This is a genomic window from Streptomyces sp. GQ60 (assembly GCF_059758875.1).
The window spans coordinates 150,829-174,548 of record NZ_JCAXEG010000016.1 but is presented as its reverse complement, the minus strand read 5'-3'; the positions used below and the strand labels follow the sequence as shown (position 1 = coordinate 174,548).

The following is a 23,720-nucleotide window of genomic DNA, read 5'->3' as shown; positions in this document are numbered from 1 at the left end:
TCACGGACTCCGAGGTGAACAAACGGACGCTCATGGGGTGTTCTCCGAACCTGTTCTTTGAGGACCTCCACCAGACTTGGCTGAGTGTCGGCTGATCCCGGCGGGATACGGATACTTTCGGAACTCCGGCTGGACTGCTCCCGCCGGGTGGACCATGCTTACGGTGTCTTCCTGCACCAGCACGGGCGGTGTCAGGACGGGCGTTTGACGTAGTGCGTGACGGCGCGGGAACCGGTCACCGAGAGCAGCGTGTACAGACCGTTGAGGTTCTGTATCCGGGAGGAGTCCAGAGCCAGCAGGGCCCGGTGGCAGCCGAGTTCCCTGAGGGCCGCCAGGGCTGTCGTGATGAGGGCGAGGCCGATGCCCAGACCGCGGGAGGCCGGCGAGACTCCGACGTCGACGATCCTTCCCTGACCCTCCCCGGCGGCGTACGCGAGGACGTGTCCGACGGGCCGGTCGGCGATCTCGATGAGCAGGGCGCTTCCGACGCCCTGCTCGGTCGCGACGCCGAACTGCTCGAGCCGGGTGCGGAAGGTCTCGTAGTCGAGCGTCCTGGTCCCCTTGGTACGGGTCTGGACGTGGAGCCGGTGCGCGGCGCGCACGTCGTCCGGCGTGGTGATCGGCCGTACGCGGGCGCCTTCGGGCAGGACCGCGGCGACGGGCGGCTCGGTCAGGTCGATCTCGGCCTGCGTGAAACTGACCTGACGGCGGAATCCCGCGGCCTCGAGGACCCGCGGAACGACCGGATCCCCCGTCAGCACACCGCCGATCGTGATCTCCGGTTCCGAGCCGTTCTCCTGGGCCAGCTCGTCCGTGCGCTGCAGCAGACGCTCCAGAAGCTCGCGTGCGGCGGTGTCGCCGTCGTGGCCGGGCAGTACGGTGAGGGCGCCGTCCAGCGTGGCGCCGCCGCGCAGGGTCAGCCCGCCCCACGCCATGACGTCGCCCTGCGGGCGGGTCAGGCACCAGCTGTTGCGGAGCGGGTCGTAGCCGGGGTGGCTGGTCTCCAGGAGGAGGTCCTCCCGGGTGTACGAGGCGATGCCGGTGATGCTCTCCTCGTAGGACCGGACGAAGTCGACGAGACTGTCCAGCGGGACCTCGGCCGCACTCTTCACGGCGAGGTGTTGGGGCAGAGTCATTGGGTTGCGGTCCCCTTTCTGAGGGACGGGTCGGCGGCCTCGGCTGCTCTCACACGTGCAGAGGCCGTGCCGGGGCAGCTCGTCGACGGGCGCCGGGCCACTGTGGTTCACGAGTGGCCCACCGGGCGACGAACCCTCCGGTTCCGGGCCGGCCGCCGAAAGGAAAGCGGCGGGGCGGTATTCCACGGGAAACACTGCGTGCGACTCCTTTCGATCGGACCGGCCTTCGGTCGTCCCGGATGCTACTGGCCCTCCGGAGCCCCGGCGTTCTCCGAAAATGCTGTCCACTACGGGTCCGACCGAGCCCCTGTTCACCCGGTTTTCCGGGGTGAACGTTTTGTTTTCTTGCTCTGTCCGGGCCGCCGGGATTCCAGAAAAGAGAGCACGTCGCGAGATGCGGATTCCCGCTTGCCGGGGTGACCCTCCTCGGGAGCCTGGAAGTCATGGCCATGGGCTGAGGGGGGTGTGCGATGCGGACCGGCGTCATCGATGAAGAGCAGGTCAGCGCCACGACGGAGGGGTTGGACGAGGTCATTCCGGCACTGGCCGGCGCGCTCCTGGACCGGCGGGAGGAATTGATGTCCGTCCTCACCGGGGTCGCCACCCGGCAGGCGGCGGAGGACGAATTCTTCCGGTCCCTGCGCGTGCTCTCCGGCGCTCCCTGGGAAATCCTGCGCAATTCCCCGCGACGGCTGCGGCGGCTCGCGACGTTCCTTCCGTCGAACAACTTGCTCTACTCGTACATCCTCTTCGGCGTCATTCCGTCCCTCTACTCCGACGAGATACGGATCCGGCCCTCGGCGCGCGTGGCGAGCTCCGCGATGGCCGTCCACGAGATCATCGGTCCGGCCGTGCGTGCGCAGGGCGGCCTGGTGGAAATGGCGCCCGTGTCGCAGCGCGCGTTCCTCGCCGACTGCGCCTCCTCGGACGCCGTGGTGTTCACCGGGCAGCCCGAGAACGCCGGGAGCGTCGCTGCGGGGCTGCCGGACGACGCACTGTTCCTGGCTTTCGGGTCGGGGCCCAACCCGTTCGTGATCGGCCCGGAGGCGGATCTGGACGCGGCCTGCGGCAGCGTGCTGGAAGCCCGCCTCTACAACTCGGGCCAGGACTGCCTGTGCACCGACATCGTCTTCGTACACCGGTCGGTGGCCCGTGAGGCCGTGACCCGGCTGGCCGACTCCCTTGCGGCGGTGCGCGTGGGCGACCGCCGCTCCCCCTCCACGAAGGTGGCTCCGCTGGTCTACCCCGACGCGGTGGAGGGAGCGGCCGCGTTCCTCTCCGTGCACCGTCAGTCCGTCGTGCGGGGCGGACACGTGGACCCCGTGCGCGGCGTCGTCCAGCCGTCGCTGCTGCACATGCCGTGGCACGACGCCTTCCACCCGCCGGAGTTCTTCTCGCCCGTCGTCCTGACCATGGAGTACGAGCACGCGGGGCAGATCCGGCAGTGGCTGCACTCCCCCGAGGAGACGGCCCGCGGCATGTACGTGTCGGTGTTCGGCGAGCCGGGGCTGGCGCAGACCCGCATCTCGACGAGCGTGGTGTGCCAGGACCGCATCACCTTCGACGTGGAGGACGGCAACCGCCCGTTCGGCGGCTACGGTCCGCGGGCCAGCAGCGTCCGCCGGCCGGGGGGCGTCAGCGGACGCCCGCTGCTGCTGTCCGCCGAGGCCGGACGCAGAGCCCGCCCTTGACGTCCGTGCTGAGTCCGCCCGTCGTCCGCGGACGCGAGGAGGGCGATCCGCCGGTGCCCGCGGTCGGGCCGCGCCGGCTGCTCGCGGATCCCTACGCCGCGGACGCGGTGTGCGCGGCGCTGTCCGATCTGTACGAGCCGTCGGCGGCGGCCGCCGCGGGCGGTGGCCGGGTCGCGCCGGTGATCCTCGCGGCGACCGACTACACCGGGTACGCCGCCGACGAGTTCGTGGCGCGGCGCGACGACCCGGGCAGACGGCTGCGCCCCTGCGACTCCGTGGCCCTCGAACCCTCCGGGCTGCTCCAGCGCTTCATCGCGACCACGGGCTGGCAGGGGCCCGGATACGTGCTCGGCTCCCGCCCCGCGGACGGCACCGCCGCCGTGCGCCTGGCCCAGGTGATGGCGAGCTCCGGCCGCGCCCCGTCCGTCTACGTCTGCGAGGTGCTGCGGCGCCCGGACACCGGGGCGTTCTGGGCCGTGGCCACACGGGTTTCGCCCGCCGGCCCGCCGGTCCCGCCGCCCGTACGGGGGCCGGCGCCGGTGTCCGCGCCGGCGCCGCCCGGCATCGGCCCGGCGCTGTGGGAGCGCAGCGCGGTCGCCCGCGCCTACCTGCGCCAGATCGCCCGCACCACCTGATCCGTCCCGACCCGCCGAGGAGCATTGTGACCACTGACCACCACACCTGGCACGTCGTCGCCCGAACCCTCGTGGACGCCGGTTGCGACGCCGTCTTCGGACTTCCTTCGGACGAGCCCGGCCTGATGGACGCGGCCGGGTCCGAGCCGGGCCTCCGGGTCGTCCCCGTACGCGACCAGCGGGTCGCGGCCTGCGCGGCGATCGGGCACGCGGCCGTCTCGGGACGGCCCGCCGTCCTGGCCGTCAACTCGGGCCCCAGTTTCGCCAATTCCCTCACCGGGCTGCTGGAGGCCTCCTCTCTGGGGGCGCCGGTGCTCGTCGTCACCACCCGGGTGCCGGTGAGCGGGATCGGGCGCGGCGGCTTCCAGTACACCGACCAGGCGGCCATGGCCGGTCCGCTGGTCAAGTGGAGCTTCCTGGTGGAGCGGGAGGGGCAGCTGGTCTGGGCGCTGCGGCGGGCGGTGCACCTGGCCGTCAACGGCGGCCCCGGCGTGGTGCTCGTGGAGATAGCCGACGAAGTGGTGCGCGCGGCGCCGGCGGCCGCGGGGGCGGACCGGGGCCGGGCCGTGCGCCGGATCCGTGCGGGCGCCGACCCCGACGAGGTGCGCCGCGCGGCCGAACTGCTGGCCGCCGCCGAGCTGCCCGTCGTCGTGGCGGGCGGCGGGTGCAAGCCGTCGGGCGCCGGTCCGGCCGTGCGCAGGCTCGCGGAACTGCTGGGCGCGCCCGTCTTCACCACGGCGGCGGGCCGCGGGACCGTCGACGAGGAACACCCGCTGGCCTGCGGTCTGGTGGGGCTGTACACCACTCCCCCGGCCGACGGCCTGCTCGCCGGCGCCGATGTGGTCCTCGCGGTCGGCTCGCGGCTGGAGGAGACGGCCCGGATGGGCTGGGACTCCCTGGACTCCGCGAAGCTCGTCCACATCGACATCGATCCGGCGGTCTTCCTCACCGCCGTGGAGCCGGAGGCGGCGCTGCTCGGCGACGCCCGTGTCGTCCTGGAGCAGCTGTCCGCCGTACTGGAGGAAGGGCGCGCGGCACGCGCCGGGCGGGCCCGGGCCGGCGCGGCCCGGGTGCGGGCGGTGCGGGAGGAGCTGCACGCCCGGTACTCCGCAGGGGCGGACGCGTACGGGGACACGGACGGGCTGACCGTGCCGGCGGCGCTGCGCGCCGTGCAGCACGCGTTCTCCCGGGACGCGACCCTGGTGCAGGAGAACGGTCTGCACGACATGTGGGGCTACCACTTCCCGGTGCTGTCCGTCAGCGACCGGGCCCATGTCGTCACCCCCGGCGAGCAGACGATGGTGGGGTTCGGGCTGCCCGCCGCGGTGGGTGCGGCGCTGGCCGCCCCGGACCGGGACACCGTTCTCGTGTGCGGGGACGGGGCGCTGGAGATGAGCCTGGCCGCGGTGCCCACGGCCGTGGAACAGGGTCTCGGGATCACCGTGCTCGTCCTGGACAACGGCGGCTACGGCTGGCCCCGCTTCATGCGGGCCGCGGAGGACGCGCCCGACGGCCTGACCCGGTTCACGGCCCCCGGACACGTACCGGCGGCGGTGGCGGCCGCCGGCGGCTGGACCGCCCGGTGCACCACGGGGTCGGAGCTCGCCGCGGCGCTGAAGGAGGCCCGGGACGTGACCCGGGCCGGGCGCCTGGCCGTGATCACCGTCCCGGTCCGCGACGCGGACGTCCCCGTGGGCGTACGGGGCCTGTTCGCCGACGAGCCCGGGGATGCCGCGTGAGCGGGGCCGCGTGGCCGGCGCGGGGCGCCCTGCCGCCGCTGACCGTGGACGGCGAGGCCGTCGCGCCCGCCCATCTGGCCCGCCTGGTCTCCCGTACGGCGGCGGCCCTGGTGGCGGCCGGTGCCGGGCCGGGCCGGGGGGTCTCGCTGGCCTGCGACCACCCGCTGACGGCCGTGGCCGCCGCGGTGGCCGCCGAGCGCGTGGGGGCGCCGCTGCTGCTGGACGGCGCGGCGCCCGTGCGCCGGATCGCGCCCGCCGCCCTGATCACCTGCGGGGCCGGCGGGGAGCCCCTCGTGGCCCCGGCCCCGCTGGGGGCGGCGACGGCCCTGCCCGAGCGGACCGCCGCGGTGTTCTGGACCTCCGGCAGCTCCGGGGATCCCAAGGCCGTGGCCGTCTCCCGCTCCGCTCTCGTCCACCAGGGCGGTGCGACGGGGCGGCGGATGGGGATCACTTCGCGCGACGGACTGGTGCTGCCGCTCCCGCTGCGGCACGCCTACGGGTTCAGCGTGCTCCAGGTCTGGCGTGCCACCGGGGCCCACCTGTTCGCCGAGAGCGGCTTCCATCTGCGGCGGGTCCTGTCGCTGCTCGGCGAGGAGGCGGTCACCTCGCTGGACGGGGTCCCCTCGATGTACCGGATGCTGACCGCCGAGGCCGTCAAGGACCGGGACGTGGCGCGGCGGCTGGGGGCCCTGCGGATCCGCGGGTGCGGCGGGGACGTGCTGACTCCGGCGCTCTACGACGATTTCCTGCGCGTCACCGGGGGCGCGCTGCACGACGGGTACGGGCTGAGCGAGGCCGGCCCCAACGTCGCCCTGAACGCCCCGGGGGACGTGCGCCGGGGATCGGTGGGACGGCTCGTCGACGGTGTCCGGGTCCGCATCGCGGGACCCGCGGGGGAGATCCAGGTGAGCAGTCCGAGCCTGATGCTCGGCTATCTCCGCGTGGAGTCGGGCGAGCTCTCACGGGACGCCTTCACCGGGGACGGCTGGCTGCGCACCGGGGACACGGGGTGCCTGGCGGACGGCGGATGGCTGACCGTCAGCGGGCGGATCAAGGAGGTGCTGGTCGTCCACGGCGAGACGGTGGCGCCCACCGTGGTCGAGGACGCGGTGCGCAGTGCGGCCGGGGTCCTCGACGCCGCGGTGGTCGGGGTCCGCTGCGGGGACCGGGGCGACGTGGTGTGGGCGTTCGTCGAGAGCGCGGACGGGGACCGCGGGGCGGTTGCGGGGCGGGTCACCGAGGTCTGCCGGCGCAGTCTGCCCCCGCAGATCCGGCCGCGTGCCGTACGCGTCATGACCGCGCTGCCCCGCACCGGAAGCGGCAAGCACGACCGGGTGCGGCTGCGGGCGTGGGCGGCGGGGGAGGCCGCGGCGTGACCGCGCTGGCACTGGCCGGGACGGGTCTGGTGACGGCGCTGGGCTGCGGGCCGCGGGCGTTCTGGGACGGACTGCGGCGCGGCGCGCGGCCGTTCGGGCCGCTGACGGCCTTCGAGGGCGACTTCCGCAGCCGGACGGTGGCCGCGGTGCGGCCCGCCGACTGCCCGGCGGCTCCCGGGCGCCGCAAGGAGCGCCTCGCGCTGACCGCGGCCCGGCAGGCGCTGCGCGCGGCGGGTCTGCGACGGCTCCCGGACGGCTCCCTGGTGGTGATCGTGTCCCAGGCCATGGAGCTCTCCGCGGACACGCCGGGCCCCGGCCGGGGCGGGGACTTCACCGGTCCCGACCCGGACGTGCTGCTCGCGGCGTGCGGGGCCGCGCCGGGCGCCACCGCGGTGGTCCACCTGTCGCACGCGTGCGCGTCCGCGGCCTTCGGCGCCGCCTTCGCGCGGGAGTGGCTGCTGTCCGGTCTGGGTACGACGGCGCTGGTCGTGGGTGCCAGCGCGCTCAACCCGTACGAGTACGAGAGCATGGACGTGGTCAGGACGCTGAGCCCGGCGGGTGCGCGGCCGTTCGACTCCGAGCGGGACGGACTGACCGTCGGCGAGGGCGGCGGGGCGTTCGTCCTGGAGACCCGGGCCGCCGCGCTCGACCGGGGCCACCGGCCGCAGGCCCTGCTGAGCGGCGCCGCCTGCCTGGTCGACTCGACCCGCGCGGTGGCCTCGGAGCCCGCGGCGATCCGGGACTGCATGCTCGCCGCCCTGGAGGACGCGGGCGTGGGCCGTGTCGACTACGTCCACGCGCACGCCACGGGGACCGTCCAGGGGGACGCCGCGGAGGTGGCCGCCGTGGGCGAGGTGTCCCGGGCACTGGGCTGGGGCCCGGTGCCGGTGAGTTCCCACAAGGGGGCCGTCGGGCATCTGCTGCACGCCTCGGCGTTCCCCGGGGTGGTCGCCGCGTCGGGGTTCCTGCGCGATGCGTGGGTGCCCGGAACCCCGGGTCTGCGCAGCCCGATGGAGGTCCCGGACGGGGTCAGACCGGTCACCGCCGCCGTGCCCGCGGCGCGGGCGGAACACGCGCTCGTCAACAGCTTCGGGTTCAGCGGGAACAACGCGGTTCTGGTGGTCTCCGCCGTCGGCCGCTGAGGGCCGCACCGAGCGCGCCCATCCGGTCCGCGGCCCGGGCGTCGAGTTCGTGGACCCGGTTGGCGCGCCGCGCGCACAGCCGCAGGGTGTCGGCGGACCAGGACCGGCTGAGCAGGAAGACGGCGCGGGCCAGGTCCACGAGCGCGTCGGAGGAGGCCCGGGTCAGCTCGGCGCACTCGGCGGCCAGCGCCGCCGTACGCGGGTCGCGTTCCGCCAGCCACGGGTCCGTGGCGAGGACCCGGGCGAGGAGCAGGCGGTCACCGGCGACCTGGCGCTGCAGCGGCCCGGCGACGCGCATCTGGAGCAGTCGCGCGCGGCCGGCGTGCGGCTCCAGTTCCTCCAGTACGCCGGGCAGGGCCAGCAGCCCGGCGAGACCTGCCTCGGCCCGGCCAGGCTCGGTCATCCGGCGTACGGAGCGCTCCAGAAGCCCGTTCAGCTCGTCGGGCCAGTCGGCGGTGGGCGGCCCGGTGTCCCAGACCAGGACGGGTGCTCCGGCCATGGCCCGGCGCAGTTCTCCGGTGGGGACGGTGCCCCGGTTGTCGGTGAAGCCGCTGCTCGCACGGGTGTTGCGGTCCGCGGCCAGGGAGGTGCTCGGGCCGACCCCGTGCACCAGGAAGGTGTGCGGGTAGCCGACGTAGGGGACGCGGTAGAACTCCGAGTGCCGCATGCCGCGCAGGTCGGGGGAGACCGGCACGGCGTGGCCGCGGGCGAGTTCCCGCCGGACCGTGTCGAGCGCCCGTTCCTCGTCCTGCGGGGAGGTCTCCCAGCGGGCGCTGAGGCCGCGCTGGAAGCGCGGGTGGTGGTAGTCGGCGTCCTGGCCCCCGTACAGGGTGAGCAGGTCGCCCTCCGCGGTGCGTTCGACGACGAAGTCCAGCGGCTGGGCCAGGGCGGACGCGGTCTCGCGCAGTCCGGTGGCGTACAGGGCGTCGCGCAGGCAGTGCACCCAGCACGAGATGCGGGTGTGCGCGAGGGACTCGATGGCGTCGGGGCCCGTGCCCAGGTAGGGGAACGCGGTGGTCATGGCGGCGGCCCCTTCGGCCGTTGTCCGGGTGCGGGTGCCGGTGCGGGTGCCGGTGCCCGTGTGGGGGCGCCCGGGACGGGTCCCGGGCGCACCGGCGGTCAGAAGCCCTTCGTCATGATGTGCGACTCGATCTCGCCGGCTACGCAGGCGTAGAGCTCCTCGTGAGACACCCTGACGACCTCGAGCCACTCCTCGAACTCGGCGGCCTCGTCGGTGGACGGGGCCTCGGTGCCGGTCTCGGTGACGATGCGTTCGCTGAGCTCCCTGCTGAGTGCGGACACGGTCCGTACCCCCTTCTATCGAGTGGGATCTTGCTCTTCCAGAACCGTCGAGACCGTTTCCGGCTCGAAGTTGACGGCGCTCGACCAGCCGCCGTCGATCTTGAACCAGACGGAGCTGACGATCACGCCGTCCCGGTGCTCGCCCTCGACCACCTCGTCGCCGAGCTGCCAGCCCTCCGCCCGGTGGCTGACCGCGGCGTCGGGCAGCAGGAGCTGGACGACCGGGCTCTCCAGGGACGGGCCGGTCCGGACGTTCGCGTCGCGCCAGACGGGCCCGAGCAGGCTCGGGACCGCGTGGTAGGCCGCCCCCGTCGCGGGTACTGCGGACTCGGTCGCAAATACTGCGGACATGGATGCTGCGGACATGGATGCTGCTCCTTGTGTCGGGTGGGTGGAGGTCAGGCCGCGGCGCCGAGCAGCGCGGGCCTCTGGGCCACGCGTACCCGGCCCATCCACATGACCTGGGAGACCATCTGGAGGAGGCGCTCCCCGTCCGGGGTGGACGGCTGCGCCCCCGCCGGCAGGGGCGTGGGCGCCTGGGAGACGGCCACGCCGATCGGGGTGGGCCAGCCGCGCACCGCGTGGCCGATGGTGCGCAGCGTGGCCAGCGTGGAGACCGCGCCCTGGGCTCCGGCGCCGACGGCAACGCAGCCGACGGCACGGCCTTCGAGGTAGGGCGTGGGCCCGTCCAGGTCGTTGATGTAGTCGACGGCGTTCTTCAGGAGGCCGGAGACGGTGCCGTGGTAGGTCGGCGAGACCAGGACGACGCCGTCGGCGCGGCGCAGTTCGTCCAGGAACTCCTGGACGTCGGGCCGGGACGCGCCCAGTCCGGGCCGGTAGGCGGGGAAGTCGACGTCGCCGCCGTAGAAGACGCGGGTGGTGGCTCCCTGTCCGCCGCAGCCCTGCGCACACCAGTCGGCGACGCGGTCCGAGGTGGATCCCCGGCGCAGGGATCCGCTGATGAGGACGATGTGCGGCGCGTCGGCGGCCTCCGTACGGGCCCGTTCCGGCAGGTCGGCCACGGCCGGCGCGTTGGACCGGTCGCGGGTCCGGGCCAGCGGGCGCCAGCCGAGTACGTCGTCGGTGTCGGCGTCCTTGCGGCCCTCGGCCTTCACACGGGCGTTGCGCTGTTCCTCCGCGGCCTGGCCGGCGCCCTGGTCCAGGGCGCCCTGCCGGCGGGACTTGAGGACCACGGCGGCCGTCCGGTCCCGGCGCTCGTGCTCATAGGCGAGCAGCGCGGACGCCGCGTCCTCGTGCGCGGCCATGGCGTCGGCGAGCACGACCGCGTCCTCCAGCGCCATGTTGGCGCCCTGGCCGAGGGCGGGGACCATCGGGTGCGCCGCGTCGCCGAGGAGGGCGACCCTGCCGTCGACCCAGCGCGGTGCCGGGTCGCGGTCGTGGATGTCGGTCACCACGATGTCGAGCGGGTCCGCGTGGCGGATCAGGTCGCGTACGGGGGCGTGCCATCCGGCCATGGCGGCGGCCAGGTCCTCCTGTGCGCGGGCCGGGCTCTTGGCGGGCCACGCCCCGGCGCGCGAGGTGATCTTGGCGGTCCAGTACAGGGTGTCCCCGCCGACGGGGGCGATGAAGAGCTGGATGCCGCGGCCGTTGACCACGTAGGAACGCTGGCCGAGTACGGATCCCTTGGTGCGGCCGCGCACCGAGGAGTAGCCGCGGTACTGCGCGGGCCCGTCCACGAGCATGCGGCGCCGTACGGCCGAATGGATGCCGTCCGCTCCCACCAGGACGCCGCAGTCGAGCGTCTTGCCGTCGGACAGCAGCACGGAGACGGCGTCGTCGGCCGAGGTGTAGTCCTCGACGGCGACTCCGGGCATCACTGCCGCGCCCGCGGCGAGGGCCTCGTCGAGCAGGGCCCTTTGCAGGGCGCTGCGCAGCATCGGTATCTGGGGGGCGCCCTGCTCCTCCCCCATCGCTCCGATCGGCTCCTGTGCGAGGACCGTGCCCGCCGAGTCCATCAGCACCCGGACCTCGTCGGGCCGGGTGACGTGGCCGAGCGAGCGGATGCGTGCTCCCAGCCGGGCTCCGAGGGCGTCCACGGCCCTCACCCCGTTGGGGTACAGCATCAGGCCGGAGCCCTGGGTGCCCATCCGCCCGGACCGTTCGACGACGATGACGCCGTTGCCGGCGCCGGCCAGCGCGACCGCCGCCGCCAGGCCGCCGATGCCGCCGCCCGCGATGACGACTGACTTCCTCTTGACCATGCTTCAGCTCTCCTGTCTGGTGGGTGCGGGAGCCGCCCGCAGAAGCCGGCCGTCGTACGCGCCGAAGGATCCTGTGGCCGCGTCCCACACGGTGCGGCCCGCGCGCAGGGTCTTGTCGACCTGTCCGGTGAAGGTCCAGCCCTCGTACGCCGACCAGCCGCACTTGCTCTCCACGTCGTGGGCGGAGAACATCCAGGGCGTGTCGGGCGCGAAGACGACGAGGTCGGCGTCGGCACCCGGCTCCAGGCGTCCCTTGCCGGGCAGCCGGAACAGCTCGGCGGGAACGGCGGCCATGTGGTGCGCGAGACGGGCGATCGCGATGTCGGGATCCTCGTCGGGCCGGCGCCGGCGCATGCCGGTCCACACGGCGACGGCGAGCTCCTGCACTCCGGGCAGGCCGGGTGGCGACTGCGCGGGAGTGCTCGTCTTCTCCGCGACGGTGTGCGGGGCGTGGTCGCTGCCCAGCGTGGAGGCCTGGGCCCGCCACAGGGCCTGCCACAGCCGGTCCTGGTCGCTCTGACCGCGGATCGAGGGCGACAGCCGGGTGCGGGCGCCGAGGCGCCGGGTGTCCTGGTCGGTGAACGACAGGTGGTGGCCGGTGACTTCGAAGGTGACGGGGTGGCCGGCGGCCTGCGCCGCGCAGACCAGGTCCGCCTCCTCGACGCTGGACAGGTGCAGGATGTGGGCCCGGGTGCCGTACCGTCGCACCAGATCGATGATCTTCGCGACGGCGACGATGCCGCCTGTGCGCGGGCGGCGCGTCTCGTACTCCAGATAGCTGTCGGGCTCGCCCCACCACGCGTCGAGCAGTGCGAACAGGTCGTCGTCCTCGGCGTGCAGGACGAGCTGGACGCCGCCCTCCGCGGCGGCGGCGAAGGCCTTCTCCAGTTGCGCGGCGTCGCGCACCACGGTGGGCGCCGTGTGGTGGCCCGCCATGAAGATCTTGGCGCTGGTGGCGATGTCCGGGTCCAGGTGGGCCAGGATTTCGGGGTGGTCGGGGTCCAGGCCGATGTGGAGCCGGTAGTCCACGAGCGAATGGCCCTGCACGAGGGCCGCCTTGGCCAGCACGGCCTCGGGGTCGAGGGTGGGCGGGCGGGTGTTCGGCATGTCCATCACCGTGGTGACGCCACCGCGGACGGCGGCCCGGCTGCCGTGCTCCCAGTCCTCCTTGTGGGTCAGACCGGGGGTCCTGAAGTGCACGTGGGTGTCGATGAGGCCGGGCAGGACGTAGCGGTCGCCCGCGTCGACGCGGGGGACGGAGGCGGGCGCCGTGTCGGTGTCCGAGACGTCCGTGATCCGGCCGCCGCTGATCAGCAGGTGACCGGGGCGCACCCCCTGGGGGGTGACCAGGCGGCGTCCGCTGACGACGAGTTCGGTGGCCCCGGCGGCGGGGTTCAGGCGGTCCATGACAGCGCCACCACTTCCCGGCAGAGGTCGTTGGTCGGACCCATCAGTCCCACCCCGCGGGCGTCCGCGAGCAGCCGGTCCGCGCTGCCGCCGGCGCGGTAACCGGCCGAGCCGAGCATCCGCGCGACGTCGAGGCAGATCTCCTCGGCGGCGGAGGTGGCGTACAGCTTGCTGTGCAGGGTGGCCAGGCCCGGGTCGGGGGCGGTGCGGGCACCGGCCCGCTCCACCGTCGCGCGTACGGACTCCAGCCGGGTGGCCAGGGCCACGAGGCGGTGGCGCACGGTGGCCAGCTCCAGCAGCCCGCGCGAGCGGGCGTGGGTCAGTGCCAGGTCGAAGGCGGCCTGGGCGATGCCGGCCGAGACCGCACCCAGGGTCGCCCCGGACTCCCGGACGCCCGCGATGATCGAGGCGGCCCGCCCCTCGGGGCCCAGGCGGTCCGCGTCGGACACGGCGCAGTCGTCGAGGGTGACCAGTCCGGTGGCGGAGCCGCGCATGCCGGCCAGGTCCAGTCCCAGGTCCGGGACGAGGCCGGGGTTGTCCGCCCCGACGAGGAAGAAGGTCTGCCCGGCGGCCCCGTACACGACCCGCTCGTCGGTCTCGGACCCGCCGGTGCTCACCAGGACCAGGTAGAGGTCGGCCACGGCGGCGCCCGTGGTGAACGTCTTGGCCCCGCGGAGCACCCAGCCGCCGTCGGAGCGGCGTTCGCCCGTACTGGACAGGTTCTGCTTCGCCGCGCCCGCGCCGAGTTCGCTCCACGACGAAGCGGCCAGCACGCTGCCGTCCGCCAGGCGCGGCAGCAGGGTGCGCTTCTGCTCCTCGGTGCCCCACTCTGCGATCCGGGCGCTCACCGCGAAGTGCTGGAACGCGATGATCGCCACCGACGGATTGGCGGCCGCGATCGCGGCGGTGACCCGGTTGATCTCGCCGGCGTCCCCGCCCGCCCCTCCGTGGGCGTGCGGGACCGCGGTGGCCAGCAGCCCGCTGGAGCGCAGCGCCGCCACGGCCTCGCCGTCCGGCTCACCCGTCGCCGCCGACTTCTCGGCGGACGCGTGGAGCAGCTGGTGCAGCTCGGGTCCGAGCCTCGTTTTCATGCGGCTCCCGACAGCGCCAGGCATTGGGCGACCTCCTCGAATTGCAGATGACTCAGGGGTTCCAGGACGAACGAGCCCTGGAAGGTGACGTGTTTGCGCGCGACGCTCGACCACAACAGGGCGCCGTCCCCGGCTCCGTCCGCGGCGCCGTCTCCGTGCAGCGCGGTCACGGCGGCGACGGCCGTGCGGCCGCCGGGCGTGGTGATGTCCACCAGGCCGTCCGCCGCGCCCTGTTCGCGGGCGATCCGCCAGGGCACGGTGTGCGGGATGCGGACGGCGGTGCCCAGGCACACGGCTCCGGTCAGCGCGATCGTCGGGTGCCAGCCGGGCACGGTGACCGCGCGGGCGGAGAGGCCGCCGTCCTCCCCGGGAAGGATCGCGGCGATCTTGGGGAAGGCCCCGTCGCGGCGCCATCCCAGCAGGTCGGCGGCGGCACCCCGGATGCGTTCCAGGCGGCGCAGCAGGTCGTCCCCGGCGCCGAACAGGGCGGCGGTGTCCGCGATCCCCAGGGTGCGGGCGTCGACGAAGGCGTACGTGTTGGCGCTGGCCACCATCGACACCTCGTGGCGCTCTCCGCCGGTGTCGAGCACGGTGCGGGGCAGGCCGGTGGGAAGCAGTTCGGCGAAGGGGACCGGCCGGGGCTGGACGAAGGTGACCGTGAAGCGGACCTCGTCGCGTTCGGCCCGGTCGACCTCGCACACCACGCTGTCCCCGTTGTTGAGGACGTTCACGCGGATCCGTACGCCCGGCACGAGGCGCTCCAGCATCCCCGACCGGGCCGCCGCGACGACCGCCGACAGGATCGAGTGGCCGCAGGAGCCGCGCAGGTCGAACTGGTCGGGCGCACCCGGCAGGGCCTGGACGAACCGGTAGTCCAGGTCGAACATCGGGTGCGCGGACGGTTCGACCAGCGCGATCTTCAGGACGTGCGCGCCGCCCGCGGAGGCGAGGTAGCGGCGGGCCTCGGCCAGGTGCACCAGCAGGGCCGTCTCCTCGCGCGGCAGACGGGCCGCGTCGAGGACGAAGGTGGGGCAGGGGCTGCCCGCGGCGTAGGCGAGGTGGCCGATCACGCGGCCACCGCCACGGACGCGTGCGGGGCGGCGGCGGGGTGCGCTGCCGTGCGGGCGGGGTGGAACTGTTCGCGCCACACCTCGTGCACGAGCAGCGACCACAGGGCCAGGGCCGTGGTGTCGCCGGGCCGTTCGGCCTGCGCGGTGAACAGCGCCCGCACGGCGGCGGCGTCGAGCCGGCCGTCGGCTTCGAGCCGGGCGGGCGTGAGCAGGTCCCGGGCCTGGGTCCACATGGGCTGCCCGGGGCGCAGCATCGCGGTGATCGGGAGGGTGAACGGCTGCTTCGGTCGGTCGAGCACGCTGTCGGGCAGCAGGCCGGCGGCCGCCGCGTACAGGGTCCGCTTGACCTGGCCGTCGTGCAGCCTCAGCCGGTCGGGCAGCGAGCGGCCGAGGGCGACGACGGAGCTCTGGCAGAACGGCAGGCGCACCTCGATGGAGCCGGCCATGCTGAGGTGGTCGACGCGGCGCAGGTGGTAGGCGGGCAGCCGGTGGCCCAGTTCGAAGCGGGTGATGCGTTCCAGGACGGTGCCGGGGCCGTGCAGCAGGTCGGCCTCCGCGTCGGACGGCAGGGCCGGTACCTCGCGCAGGCGCTCGCGGAAGGCGTCGGTGTACAGGGAGCGGCGCAGCGCGGCCGGCACGGCCGACAGCGCGTCCAGGTAGCCCGGCGCCCAGGCGGCGCCGGCCGCCGCGGACTCGGCGGCGTGCTGCATCCGCCCGTACCCGCCGAAGACCTCGTCGGCGGCGTCGCCGGTCAGCGCGACGGTGAAGCCGGCCGCGCGCACGGCCTTGAACAGGGCGTACGTGCTGAGGGCGATGGGGTCGGCGTTGGGCTGCCCCAGGTGCCAGACGGTCTCCTCCAGCAGCGCCGGGAAGTCCGCCGGGTCGATCTCCACCTGGTGGTACACGGCCCGCGCGCGTTCGGCGGCCTGCCGGGCGAAGTGCCGTTCGTCGAAGGGCCAGGAGCCCTTGTAGGCGATGTTGAAGGAGTGCACCGGGCCGTGCTCGGCGGCCAGCGCGGTCACCAGGCTGGAGTCGAGTCCGCCGGAGGTGATCAGCGCGACGGGCACGTCGGCGACGAGCAGCCGGCCGACCTCCTCGCGCAGGGTGCGCCGGACCCGTACGGCCGTGGCCGCCGCGTCCCCGGGACCGGGCTGCGGCAGTGCGGCGGCCGGGCGCCGCCGGGTGCTCGGCGCGCTGCCCAGGGCGCACACCATGGTGGTCGCCGGGGCCATGACCTCGACGCCCTCGAACATCGTCTGCGCGCCGAAGGGGGTGCGGGTGGCCAGGTACGCGTCCAGGGACTCCTCGCGCATCCGGGGTGCGGCCCCGCCGAAGCCGAGCAGCGCCGGGATCTCGGAGGAGAAGTGCAGCGAGCGGGCCGCCGCGTCCCACCGGTAGTAGAGGGGCTTCATGCCCATCTCGTCGGTGGCCAGCAGCAGCCGGGGCACCTCGCCGCGCAGGTCGACCAGCGCGATGGAGTACATGCCGTCGAGGTGGTCGGTGAAGTCGTCCCCGTACTCCAGGTAGAGGGCGGGTATGACGGCGCCGTCACAGCGGTCCTCGAAGTGGTGGCCGAGGCCTTCGAGGCGGTGGCGCAGTGCTCCGTGGTTGTAGATCTCCCCGTTGAAGACGACCTGGATGCGGCCGCCCAGCCCGTAGGGCTGCGCTCCGCCGTCCAGGTCCACGACGGCGAGCCGGTTGTTGCCCAGCCCCCAGAGGACCTCCTGGCGGATGCCCGTGGCGTCGGGGCCGCCGTGGCGCTGGAGCGCCGCGACGGTGCGCATCTCGTGCGGCGTCGCCGCCGCGTTGAAGTAGCCGTAGATCCGGCACATGTCTGCCTGTCTTTCCGTGAGGAGACGACGGGTCAGCCGCGTGCCGTGGACAAGTAGCGCTCCCCGCTGTCGGGGAAGACGGTGACCACCGTCGCACCCGCCCAGCGCGGATGCGCGGTGACGCTGCAGCTCGCCCAGGCGGCGGCTCCCGAAGAGGTGCCGACCGGCAGGCCGGTGGCACGTACGATCTCGCGGGCAGTGGCGGCTGCGGCCTCGTCCGGCACGGCGACGACCTCGTCGATGAGGGTGAGATCTGTGATGTCCGAGACGTAGCCGGCGCCGATTCCGGGGATGCCGTGCGGGCCGGCCGCGCCGCCGGACAGTACGGCGGAGCGGGCCGGTTCGACGGCGACGACGTGGACGTCCCGGCGTTCCTTGAGGTAGCGGGCGGTACCGGTGATGGTGCCGCCGGTGCCGACCCCGCACACGAGCACGTCGACCGCGCCCCCGGTGGCCTCCCAGATCTCGGGTCCGGTGCTCTCGTAGTGGGACCGGGCGTTGGCCGGGTTGCGGTCCTGGTGCGGCACCCACGATCCGGGTGTGGCCCGCTGGAGCGCCTCGGCGTGCGCCCAGGCGGCCATCAGCCCGTCCCGGTGCGGTACGAGGACCACCTCGGCGCCCAGCACGTCCAGGAGGCGGCGGCGCTCCTCGTTGGCGTTGTCGGGCATCACGATGACGCAGCGGTGACCGCGCCGGGCGCACAGCGCCGCGAACGAGATGCCGGTGCTGCCGGAGGAGCACTCGATGACGGTGCCGCCGGAAGCGGGCAGCAGCCCCGACTCCTCGGCCTCGCGCAGCATCGCGAGCGCCGCCCGGTCCTTGACGCTGAACAGGGGGTTGAACATCTCCAGCTTGGCCAGCAGACGCACGGACGGCGCCAGACCCGCCAGGTCCACTTCCAGCAGCGGCGTGCCGCCGACCAGCTCGTCCAGCGAGCGTACGGGCAGCCGGCCGGCCGCGGCCGGGCCTGCGGACCACGGTTCGGTCTGCGTCGTCACTGCTCCCCCAAGGAGTGTCATGCGCCCGCGGCGGCGAGATGTGCGGCCGCGGCCTGCTGCAGATGGGTGATGTCGCTGGAGACCGTGGCGAAGGTGAACCCCTCGGTCAGCCTCTTGGCCGCGCTCTCCCCGTCGAGGCAGTGGATGCCGCAGGCGATGCCCGCCCGGCGGGCGGTCTCGGTGACGCGTTCCAGGGCCGCCTCCAGTGCGGCGGAGGCCGAGGGGTCGCCGAACCAGCGGGCGCCGAGCGCGGCGGACAGGTCCGCGGGGCCCACGTAGACCGCGTCGAGACCGGGCACGGCGCAGATGGCCTCGAGGTTCTCCAGGGCGGAGGCCGTCTCGATCATCACGATGCAGGCGGTCTCGCCGTCGATGTCGGACGGTACGGAGCCCACCCGCAGCTCGGCGCGGACCGGCCCCGCGAGGCTTCGCGTGCCCGCCGGGTGGTGGCGGCAGGCGCGCACGGCCGTCAGGGTCTGCTCGGCGGTGTCGACCATGGGGACGATGACGCCGCGCGCCCCGGTGTCGAGTGCGACACCGATGGCGATCGGGTCCGCGGACGGAACGCGGATCAGGCCGGCGGAGATCTGCCAGGAGTCGACCGCGAGCATCGCGGCCTGCCAGCCCGGCTGGTGCATGACGCCGTGCTGGCCGTCCACGCCGATGTAGTCGTAGCCGAGGCTCGCGATGCGCTCGGTGCCCACCGGGTTGTCGCAGGCGATCCAGTAGCCGACGAGCCGCTCGCGGTCGCGCAGCCGCCGGGCGAAGCCGGCCGGTCCCCGGGTGCTCACTCGCCCTCCTTGATGGCGTAGCTCTGCTTGCCGTCGAGGCCCGTGGCCACCTCGCCGTTGATGGAGACGCGGTGCAGCACGCGCTTGTGGGCGTCGTAGTCGTTGACCGCGTAGTGCTGGGTGCTGCGGTTGTCGAAGATCAGGACGTCGCCCGGGCGCCAGCTCCAGCGGGCGGTGTTCTCCGGCCGTCGCACGTAGCTCTGCAGGACGTCGATGATCGGCCGGGAGTCGCGGACCTCCATGCCCACCAGCCACTGGGCGAAGCCGCCCAGGAAGAGGCTCGGCTCGCCGGACTCCGGGTGGACGCGCACGACCGGGTGGGCGGCCTCGAACCGGCGGGCCAGGAACGCCTCGCGGACCTTGTCCCCGCGTTCTGTGCCCAGCCGCGGCTGCTCGGCGTGGTTGGTGTGCACGGCCCACAGGCGGTCGGCGATCTCGCGCAGCTCGGCCGGCAGGTCCTTGTAACCCGCGGCCGCGTTGGCGACGAGGGTGTCCCCGCCGTACGGCGGCAGGACGACGCTGCGCAGCGTCGTCCCGAGGGAGGGGGTGGTGGTGAAGCTGATGTCGGTGTGCCAGTGGTCGGCGCGCTGGTCGTCGCCGTCGACGGCGAGCACCTGCGGGGCTCCGTCGACGGTGCGCATCAGCGGGTGCTTCTGGGTGAGCGGACCGAATCGGCCCGCGAATTCCAGCTGCTGGTCGTCGGTGATGTCCTGGTTCCGGAAGAAGAGCACCTTGTGCTCCAGGAACGCCTCGTTGATCTGCCCGAAAACAGAATCGGAAATACCAGCGGAAAGGTCGACGCCCATCACCTCCGCGCCGATACGGCCGCCGATCTTTCGTATGTCGAACGTGGACACCAGATTCCTTCCGAGCGCGGCAGAGGTCCTGCGCCCCCCGTGCCGGCGCGCCGTGCCCCGCCACTGAGCGCAGGCGCTCACCGGTCACGGGAGGGATGGTCAGCAGGTCGGACGGGACCTGCCGGACAGGACGGGGCCGAGCCAACCACGAGGTCGTTGACGGGGCAACAGACCCACGGGGAGTACGACGACTTCACCAAGTCGCCGAAGTCGCAGCGCGCCGTCGCGAATTCTTGTCCCCCCGCTCCCTTCGTGCTCCCCTCGGTAAGCCTGGAATCACTCTGCCGCCGTCCTGGCAATTCCCTCGAATAGCCCGTGGAGAGAAGAGGAACACCTACATGCCGGTGATCACCGTCAACTGGTGGGAGGGCAACGACCGCGCCGCGCGCAGCGAACTGGTGGCAGGGATCACCGACGTCGTCACGCGCGTGTCCGGCTGTCCGAAGGAATCCGTCACCGTGATCGTCCGGGACGTCGACCCCGGCCACTGGGGCAAGGGCGGCCGCCTGGCCGACGAACACCCGGCACAGGCACCCCGGACTCCGCGATGAACTTCCGCGACCTGCACCCCAACATCCGGCTGAGGATCTGCGTCGGATTCGTCCAGCGCCTGCTGTCCGTGATGCTGATGCCGCTCCTGGTCATCCATCTCGCCGCCCTCTACGGGGCGGCGACGGCCGGCGCGCTGACCCTCGCGGTGGCCGCGGCGGGCATCGCCAGCAACTTCATCGGCGGCCATCTCGCCGACGTGTACGGCCGGCGGCCCCTGCTCGTGGCCGGCGAGTTGGGTGCGACGGTCTGCTTCGCGCTGCTCGCGCTCGCCAATTCGCCCTGGTGGTCCTCCGGTGTGGCCACCTTCCTCCTCTTCCTGGCCAACACGTGCGCCGCGCAGCTGGCCACGCCCGCCGCCGACGCGATGATGGTCGACGTCTCGACTCCCGAGAACCGCCCGCTCGTCTACACGATCAACTACTGGTCGATCAACGTCGCCTTCACCGTCGGCGCCCTGATCGGCGGCTTCTTCTACGACGGCCACTTCACGCAGCTGCTGACCGCCGCGGCCGTGGCGTGCGCCCTGACCACCGCCGTGATCTGGCGCTGGATCAGCGAGACCGCGCCCGCCGGCGCCAGGGACGCGGCGACCGGCCCCGGCGCCATGCTGCGCGGCTACCTCGCCGTCGCCCGCGACCGCCTGTTCCTCAAGCAGCTGTCCGCGGCCGCCCTGATCGCCGCCGTCGAGATGCAGATCGGGTACTACATCGCGGTCCGCCTCGCCGACGAGTTCCCGACCCAGACCCTGGCCACCATCGGCTCCTGGGCGCCGGCCGTCGACGGCGTCCTGATCCTCGGCATCCTGAGAGCCGTGAACGCCGCGCTCGTGGTCGCACTGGTGCTGGCCGCCAAGGGCCTCCTCGCACGGACCTCCGAGCGCACCCGGCTCTACGCGGGCATCGCCGTGTTCACCGCCGGCTACATGGTCTGGGCCGTCAGCAACTCCGCCTGGCTGCTGATCGCCGCAGCCGTGCTGCTCACCCTCGGCGAGATCGCCAGCATCCCGGTCCGCCAGACCCTGCTGGCCGACCTGGTGCCCGCGCACTCCCGTACGAAGTACATGGCGGCCTACGCGCTCAACGCCCGGGCCGGACTGCTCGTGGCCGCCCTGTGCGTGAGCGTCGGCGCCTTCGTCCCCGCGCTCGGCATGAGCCTGCTCTACGGCACCGCCGGCCTGGCCGCGATCCTGCTGTACCGCTCCCTGCTGCGGGCACGCACCGCCCAGCGGGCGCGGGACGCCCGGGGTGAGGCAGCGGCCTCCTCCCTGGCCGCGTGACACCCCCGAACCAACGAACGGAGCCGAGCCAGATGACGCACACCGCCGTGCCCCGGCGACTCTTGATGGTCATGCCCTACAGCCAGTTCGTCCGCAAGGCGGTGGAGGCCGGCTTCGAGGTCTGGTCGATATGGGACCCGTCCCTGCGCGAGCAGTCGTACCTGGACGAGGTGGCGCTCCACTCCCGGGAACTGCTGCTCACCGATTTCGGCGACGCACAGGGCCTGCGCGACCTGATCGTCGAGACCGCCCGCACCCACGCCGTCGACCACGTCCTGCACCTGGGCTCCGAGGACACCATGGGTGTGGCCGTCGCCGCGGCGGAGGAGCTCGGCCTGTCGCCCAACGGCGCCGAGGCCGTGCACCTGCTCAACGACAAGGGCGCCATGCGCCGGCTGCTCAACGCCGCCGGGACGTCCGTGGTGCGGGCCGAGCGCGCCGCGTCCGTGGAGGCCGCCCGGGCCGCCGTCGGCTCCTTCGCAGGGCCGGTGATCGTGAAGCCGGCCGCCGCCTCGGGCAGCCGCGGCGTCGCGCTGATCCGGGAGCCGTCCGATGTCGACGAGTGGGCCGAGCGGGTGGCCGCCGCCGGCCTCGGCGGCCCGTACATCGTCGAGGAGTACTTGAAGGGGCCCGAGTACAGCGTCGAGACCCTCACCGTGGACGGCGTCCACCACGTCGTCGGTGTCACCGCCAAGCAGACCAGCGGTCCGCCGGGCTTCATCGAGACCGGCCACGTCCACCCCGCGCCGCTGCCCGTGCCCCAGGAGAGCGCCCTGCGTGCCGTGGTGACCGGACTGCTGGACCTGGCGGGGCACCGGTTCGGGCCCGCGCACACCGAGGTGATCCTCACCGCCGCCGGTCCGCGGATCGTGGAGTCGCAGGCCCGGCTGGGCGGCGACCGCATCCCGCTGCTGGTGGAGGTGGCACGCGGTTACGACATCGAGGCGTCGGTCTTCCGCGCGCTGGCGGGCCTGCCGGTCCCCGTGCCGGTGGCCCACCGCTTCGCCGCCATCGGCTTCTTCCGCTTCCCCACCGGACCGCTGGAGTCCGTCACCGGCCTCGAGCCGGTCCGCGCCCTGCCGTACGTGCACGCCCTGCACTTCCCGTACCAGCCCGGCGACCTGCTGCCCCACACCACCGACTCCTTCACCCGGCACGGGTACGTCGTCGTCGACGGTGCCTCACCGCAGGAGGCGGCCGACCGGATCGCCTCCGTACGGGAGCAGCTGCGGGTGGTCGTCCGGGAACCCGTCTCCGTCCTTTCGAAGGGAACCGTCCGTTGAGTACCCCCACCGTCCTGCTGATCGGCGGCGTCGACGTCCACCTGGAGCGCTTCAAGGCTCTCGGCGTCCGCGTCGTCCTCGTCCAGCACCCGGACAAGGTCACCGCGTTCCAGACGCGGACCGCCGATGTGACCCTGATCGTCGACTACACCGACTGGGACACCGTCCTGCCCTTCGCCGAGGCGGCGCGCACGGTGTACGGCGTCGACGCCGTGGTCTCGCTCACGGAGCCGGGCCTGAACCCGGCGGCCCGGCTGGCCGACCTCTTCGGCCTGAGCGACGGCCGGCGCTACGAGGTGAGCCGCAGGATGCGCGACAAGTGGCTGATGCGGCGCCACCTCATCGCGCAGGGGCTGCCCGCCCCGCACGTCGCCCGCGTCGAGGGCCGGGCGTCCTTGGAGGCGTTCGGGGAGCTGGCCGGCTACCCGTACATCGTCAAGCCGGTCTCCACGACGGCCGGGTTCGGTCTGATCCGGGCCGAGGGCCCCGAGGACCTGGACCGCGTCTGGGCGCGCGTGAAGGAGCTGGACGGCGGCCGCACCGACCGCGGGTCGACCATGTTCGTGGTGGAAGGCTTCCTCATGGAGTCGTACATCGACGGGCCCGAGTTCAGCGTCGAGGCGCTCAGCTTCGCGGGCCGGCACGTGGTCGTCGCGGTCACGGAGAAGCTCGTGGACGAGACCCACTTCGCCGAGCTCGGCCACGCGATGCCGGCCCGGCTCGCGGACGGCGACCGCGACCGGATCACCGGCGCCGTCGAGGAGTTCCTCACCGGCATGGGCGTCACCGACGGCCCCAGCCACACCGAGATCCGGCTCAGCAGCCGCGGCCCCGTCGTGATCGAGTCCCACAACCGCCTGGGCGGGGACCACATCGTCGAGCTTGTCCAGGCCGCGTACGGCATCGACATGGTCGCCTACGGCGCCGCCTGGTCGGTCGGCCTCACCGAGGCACTGGCCACGGCCCCCGACGCCACGGGCGCGGCGTGCACGCGCTTCGTGCTGCGCGCTCCGGGCACCGTCACCGCGGTGTCCGGCGTCGAGGAGGTCGCGGCACGGGACGACGTGCTGATCGCCCAGGTCTCCGTGGCTGCGGGCGACACGGTTCGCCCGCTGCGCGACAACTGGGACCGCCTCGGCTGCGTCGTGGTGCGCGCCGGTGACACGGACAGCGCGGTCGAGCTGTGCGAGCGCCTGTCCCGCGAGGAGATCCGCATCGACATCGAGCCGGCGGCCGCCTGAGCGGGCCGCACGGACGACGGCCCCGGTGCCGCCCCGTCGAGGGGAGGCACCGGGGCCGTTCGCGTGTCGCGGGCGCCGC

At 73.7% G+C, this 23,720-nt stretch carries 21 protein-coding genes; 9 read left to right on the top strand and 12 right to left on the bottom strand.

The window, feature by feature from the left end:
- Nucleotides 1-191: 191 nt before the first annotated feature.
- Entirely contained in the window at nt 192-1,136 is a 945-nt protein-coding gene (locus AC6CKD_RS30680; protein ID WP_498331842.1) for a GNAT family N-acetyltransferase, read from the bottom strand.
- Nucleotides 1,137-1,606: 470 nt separating this feature from the next.
- Here AC6CKD_RS30680 and AC6CKD_RS30675 point away from each other — a divergent pair, with 470 nt between their 5' ends.
- From AC6CKD_RS30675 to AC6CKD_RS30655, 5 genes are read left to right on the top strand one after another with little or no spacing between them, the layout of a single operon-like run.
- Nucleotides 1,607-2,827: an aldehyde dehydrogenase family protein gene (locus tag AC6CKD_RS30675; protein ID WP_498331840.1), complete on the top strand. Its 1,221-nt coding sequence runs from the start codon at nt 1,607-1,609 to the stop codon at nt 2,825-2,827.
- Nucleotides 2,824-3,462, top strand: a complete 639-nt coding sequence (locus tag AC6CKD_RS30670) for a hypothetical protein (RefSeq protein WP_498331839.1) — start codon at nt 2,824-2,826, stop codon at nt 3,460-3,462. The genes AC6CKD_RS30675 and AC6CKD_RS30670 overlap by 4 nt, the downstream gene beginning before the upstream one ends.
- 26 nt (nt 3,463-3,488) lie before the next feature.
- Nucleotides 3,489-5,201, top strand: coding sequence for a thiamine pyrophosphate-binding protein (locus AC6CKD_RS30665; protein WP_498331837.1), 1,713 nt, complete (start codon nt 3,489-3,491; stop codon nt 5,199-5,201).
- Complete coding sequence (locus tag AC6CKD_RS30660; RefSeq protein ID WP_498331835.1) at nt 5,198-6,577, top strand: class I adenylate-forming enzyme family protein; 1,380 nt, start codon at nt 5,198-5,200, stop codon at nt 6,575-6,577. Before AC6CKD_RS30665 ends, AC6CKD_RS30660 begins: the two co-directional genes overlap by 4 nt.
- The gene (locus AC6CKD_RS30655) at nt 6,574-7,719 is read left to right on the top strand and encodes a beta-ketoacyl synthase N-terminal-like domain-containing protein (RefSeq protein WP_498331833.1); all 1,146 of its coding nucleotides are present in this window, start codon (nt 6,574-6,576) and stop codon (nt 7,717-7,719) included. Before AC6CKD_RS30660 ends, AC6CKD_RS30655 begins: the two co-directional genes overlap by 4 nt.
- On the opposite strand, the gene AC6CKD_RS30650 is transcribed toward AC6CKD_RS30655, so the two are convergent.
- The 11 genes from AC6CKD_RS30650 to AC6CKD_RS30600 form a co-directional block, all read right to left on the bottom strand.
- Nucleotides 7,673-8,740: a hypothetical protein gene (locus AC6CKD_RS30650; protein WP_498331831.1), complete on the bottom strand. Its 1,068-nt coding sequence runs from the start codon at nt 8,738-8,740 to the stop codon at nt 7,673-7,675. The two genes, AC6CKD_RS30655 and AC6CKD_RS30650, sit on opposite strands and share 47 nt — an antisense overlap.
- A 98-nt stretch (nt 8,741-8,838) precedes the next feature.
- Entirely contained in the window at nt 8,839-9,021 is a 183-nt protein-coding gene (locus AC6CKD_RS30645) for a hypothetical protein (RefSeq protein ID WP_498331830.1), read from the bottom strand.
- A 15-nt stretch (nt 9,022-9,036) separates the two neighbouring features.
- Nucleotides 9,037-9,387: a hypothetical protein gene (locus tag AC6CKD_RS30640; RefSeq protein WP_498331828.1), complete on the bottom strand. Its 351-nt coding sequence runs from the start codon at nt 9,385-9,387 to the stop codon at nt 9,037-9,039.
- A gap of 32 nt (nt 9,388-9,419) precedes the next feature.
- A complete protein-coding gene (locus AC6CKD_RS30635) occupies nt 9,420-11,243 on the bottom strand; it encodes an NAD(P)H-dependent oxidoreductase (RefSeq protein WP_498331827.1) in 1,824 nt (607 codons plus the stop codon).
- A gap of 3 nt (nt 11,244-11,246) precedes the next feature.
- Complete coding sequence (locus tag AC6CKD_RS30630) at nt 11,247-12,650, bottom strand: dihydroorotase (RefSeq protein WP_498331825.1); 1,404 nt, start codon at nt 12,648-12,650, stop codon at nt 11,247-11,249.
- Nucleotides 12,638-13,741, bottom strand: a complete 1,104-nt coding sequence (locus AC6CKD_RS30625; protein ID WP_498331823.1) for an acyl-CoA dehydrogenase family protein — start codon at nt 13,739-13,741, stop codon at nt 12,638-12,640. Before AC6CKD_RS30625 ends, AC6CKD_RS30630 begins: the two co-directional genes overlap by 13 nt.
- Nucleotides 13,738-14,811 carry a PrpF domain-containing protein gene (locus AC6CKD_RS30620; protein WP_498331821.1) on the bottom strand — a complete coding sequence of 358 codons (1,074 nt, stop codon included), beginning with the start codon at nt 14,809-14,811 and terminating at the stop codon, nt 13,738-13,740. The genes AC6CKD_RS30625 and AC6CKD_RS30620 overlap by 4 nt, the downstream gene beginning before the upstream one ends.
- On the bottom strand, nt 14,808-16,643 hold the full coding sequence (gene asnB, locus AC6CKD_RS30615) for an asparagine synthase (glutamine-hydrolyzing) (protein ID WP_498331819.1): 1,836 nt from the start codon (nt 16,641-16,643) through the stop codon (nt 14,808-14,810). Before asnB ends, AC6CKD_RS30620 begins: the two co-directional genes overlap by 4 nt.
- A 32-nt stretch (nt 16,644-16,675) precedes the next feature.
- Entirely contained in the window at nt 16,676-17,590 is a 915-nt protein-coding gene (locus AC6CKD_RS30610) for a PLP-dependent cysteine synthase family protein (RefSeq protein ID WP_498331854.1), read from the bottom strand.
- Between the two features lie 68 nt (nt 17,591-17,658).
- On the bottom strand, nt 17,659-18,432 hold the full coding sequence (locus AC6CKD_RS30605) for an HpcH/HpaI aldolase family protein (protein ID WP_498331817.1): 774 nt from the start codon (nt 18,430-18,432) through the stop codon (nt 17,659-17,661).
- Nucleotides 18,429-19,289 carry a TauD/TfdA dioxygenase family protein gene (locus tag AC6CKD_RS30600; RefSeq protein ID WP_498331815.1) on the bottom strand — a complete coding sequence of 287 codons (861 nt, stop codon included), beginning with the start codon at nt 19,287-19,289 and terminating at the stop codon, nt 18,429-18,431. Before AC6CKD_RS30600 ends, AC6CKD_RS30605 begins: the two co-directional genes overlap by 4 nt.
- A 338-nt stretch (nt 19,290-19,627) precedes the next feature.
- Here AC6CKD_RS30600 and AC6CKD_RS30595 point away from each other — a divergent pair, with 338 nt between their 5' ends.
- The 4 genes from AC6CKD_RS30595 to AC6CKD_RS30580 are packed head-to-tail and all read left to right on the top strand — an operon-like array spanning nt 19,628 to nt 23,641.
- Nucleotides 19,628-19,840, top strand: coding sequence for a tautomerase family protein (locus AC6CKD_RS30595; protein ID WP_498331813.1), 213 nt, complete (start codon nt 19,628-19,630; stop codon nt 19,838-19,840).
- Nucleotides 19,837-21,117: an MFS transporter gene (locus tag AC6CKD_RS30590; RefSeq protein WP_498331811.1), complete on the top strand. Its 1,281-nt coding sequence runs from the start codon at nt 19,837-19,839 to the stop codon at nt 21,115-21,117. Before AC6CKD_RS30595 ends, AC6CKD_RS30590 begins: the two co-directional genes overlap by 4 nt.
- Nucleotides 21,118-21,149: 32 nt before the next feature.
- Complete coding sequence (locus AC6CKD_RS30585; RefSeq protein WP_498331810.1) at nt 21,150-22,400, top strand: ATP-grasp domain-containing protein; 1,251 nt, start codon at nt 21,150-21,152, stop codon at nt 22,398-22,400.
- A complete protein-coding gene (locus tag AC6CKD_RS30580) occupies nt 22,397-23,641 on the top strand; it encodes an ATP-grasp domain-containing protein (RefSeq protein ID WP_498331808.1) in 1,245 nt (414 codons plus the stop codon). Before AC6CKD_RS30585 ends, AC6CKD_RS30580 begins: the two co-directional genes overlap by 4 nt.
- The last annotated feature ends 79 nt before the right edge of the window (nt 23,642-23,720 follow it).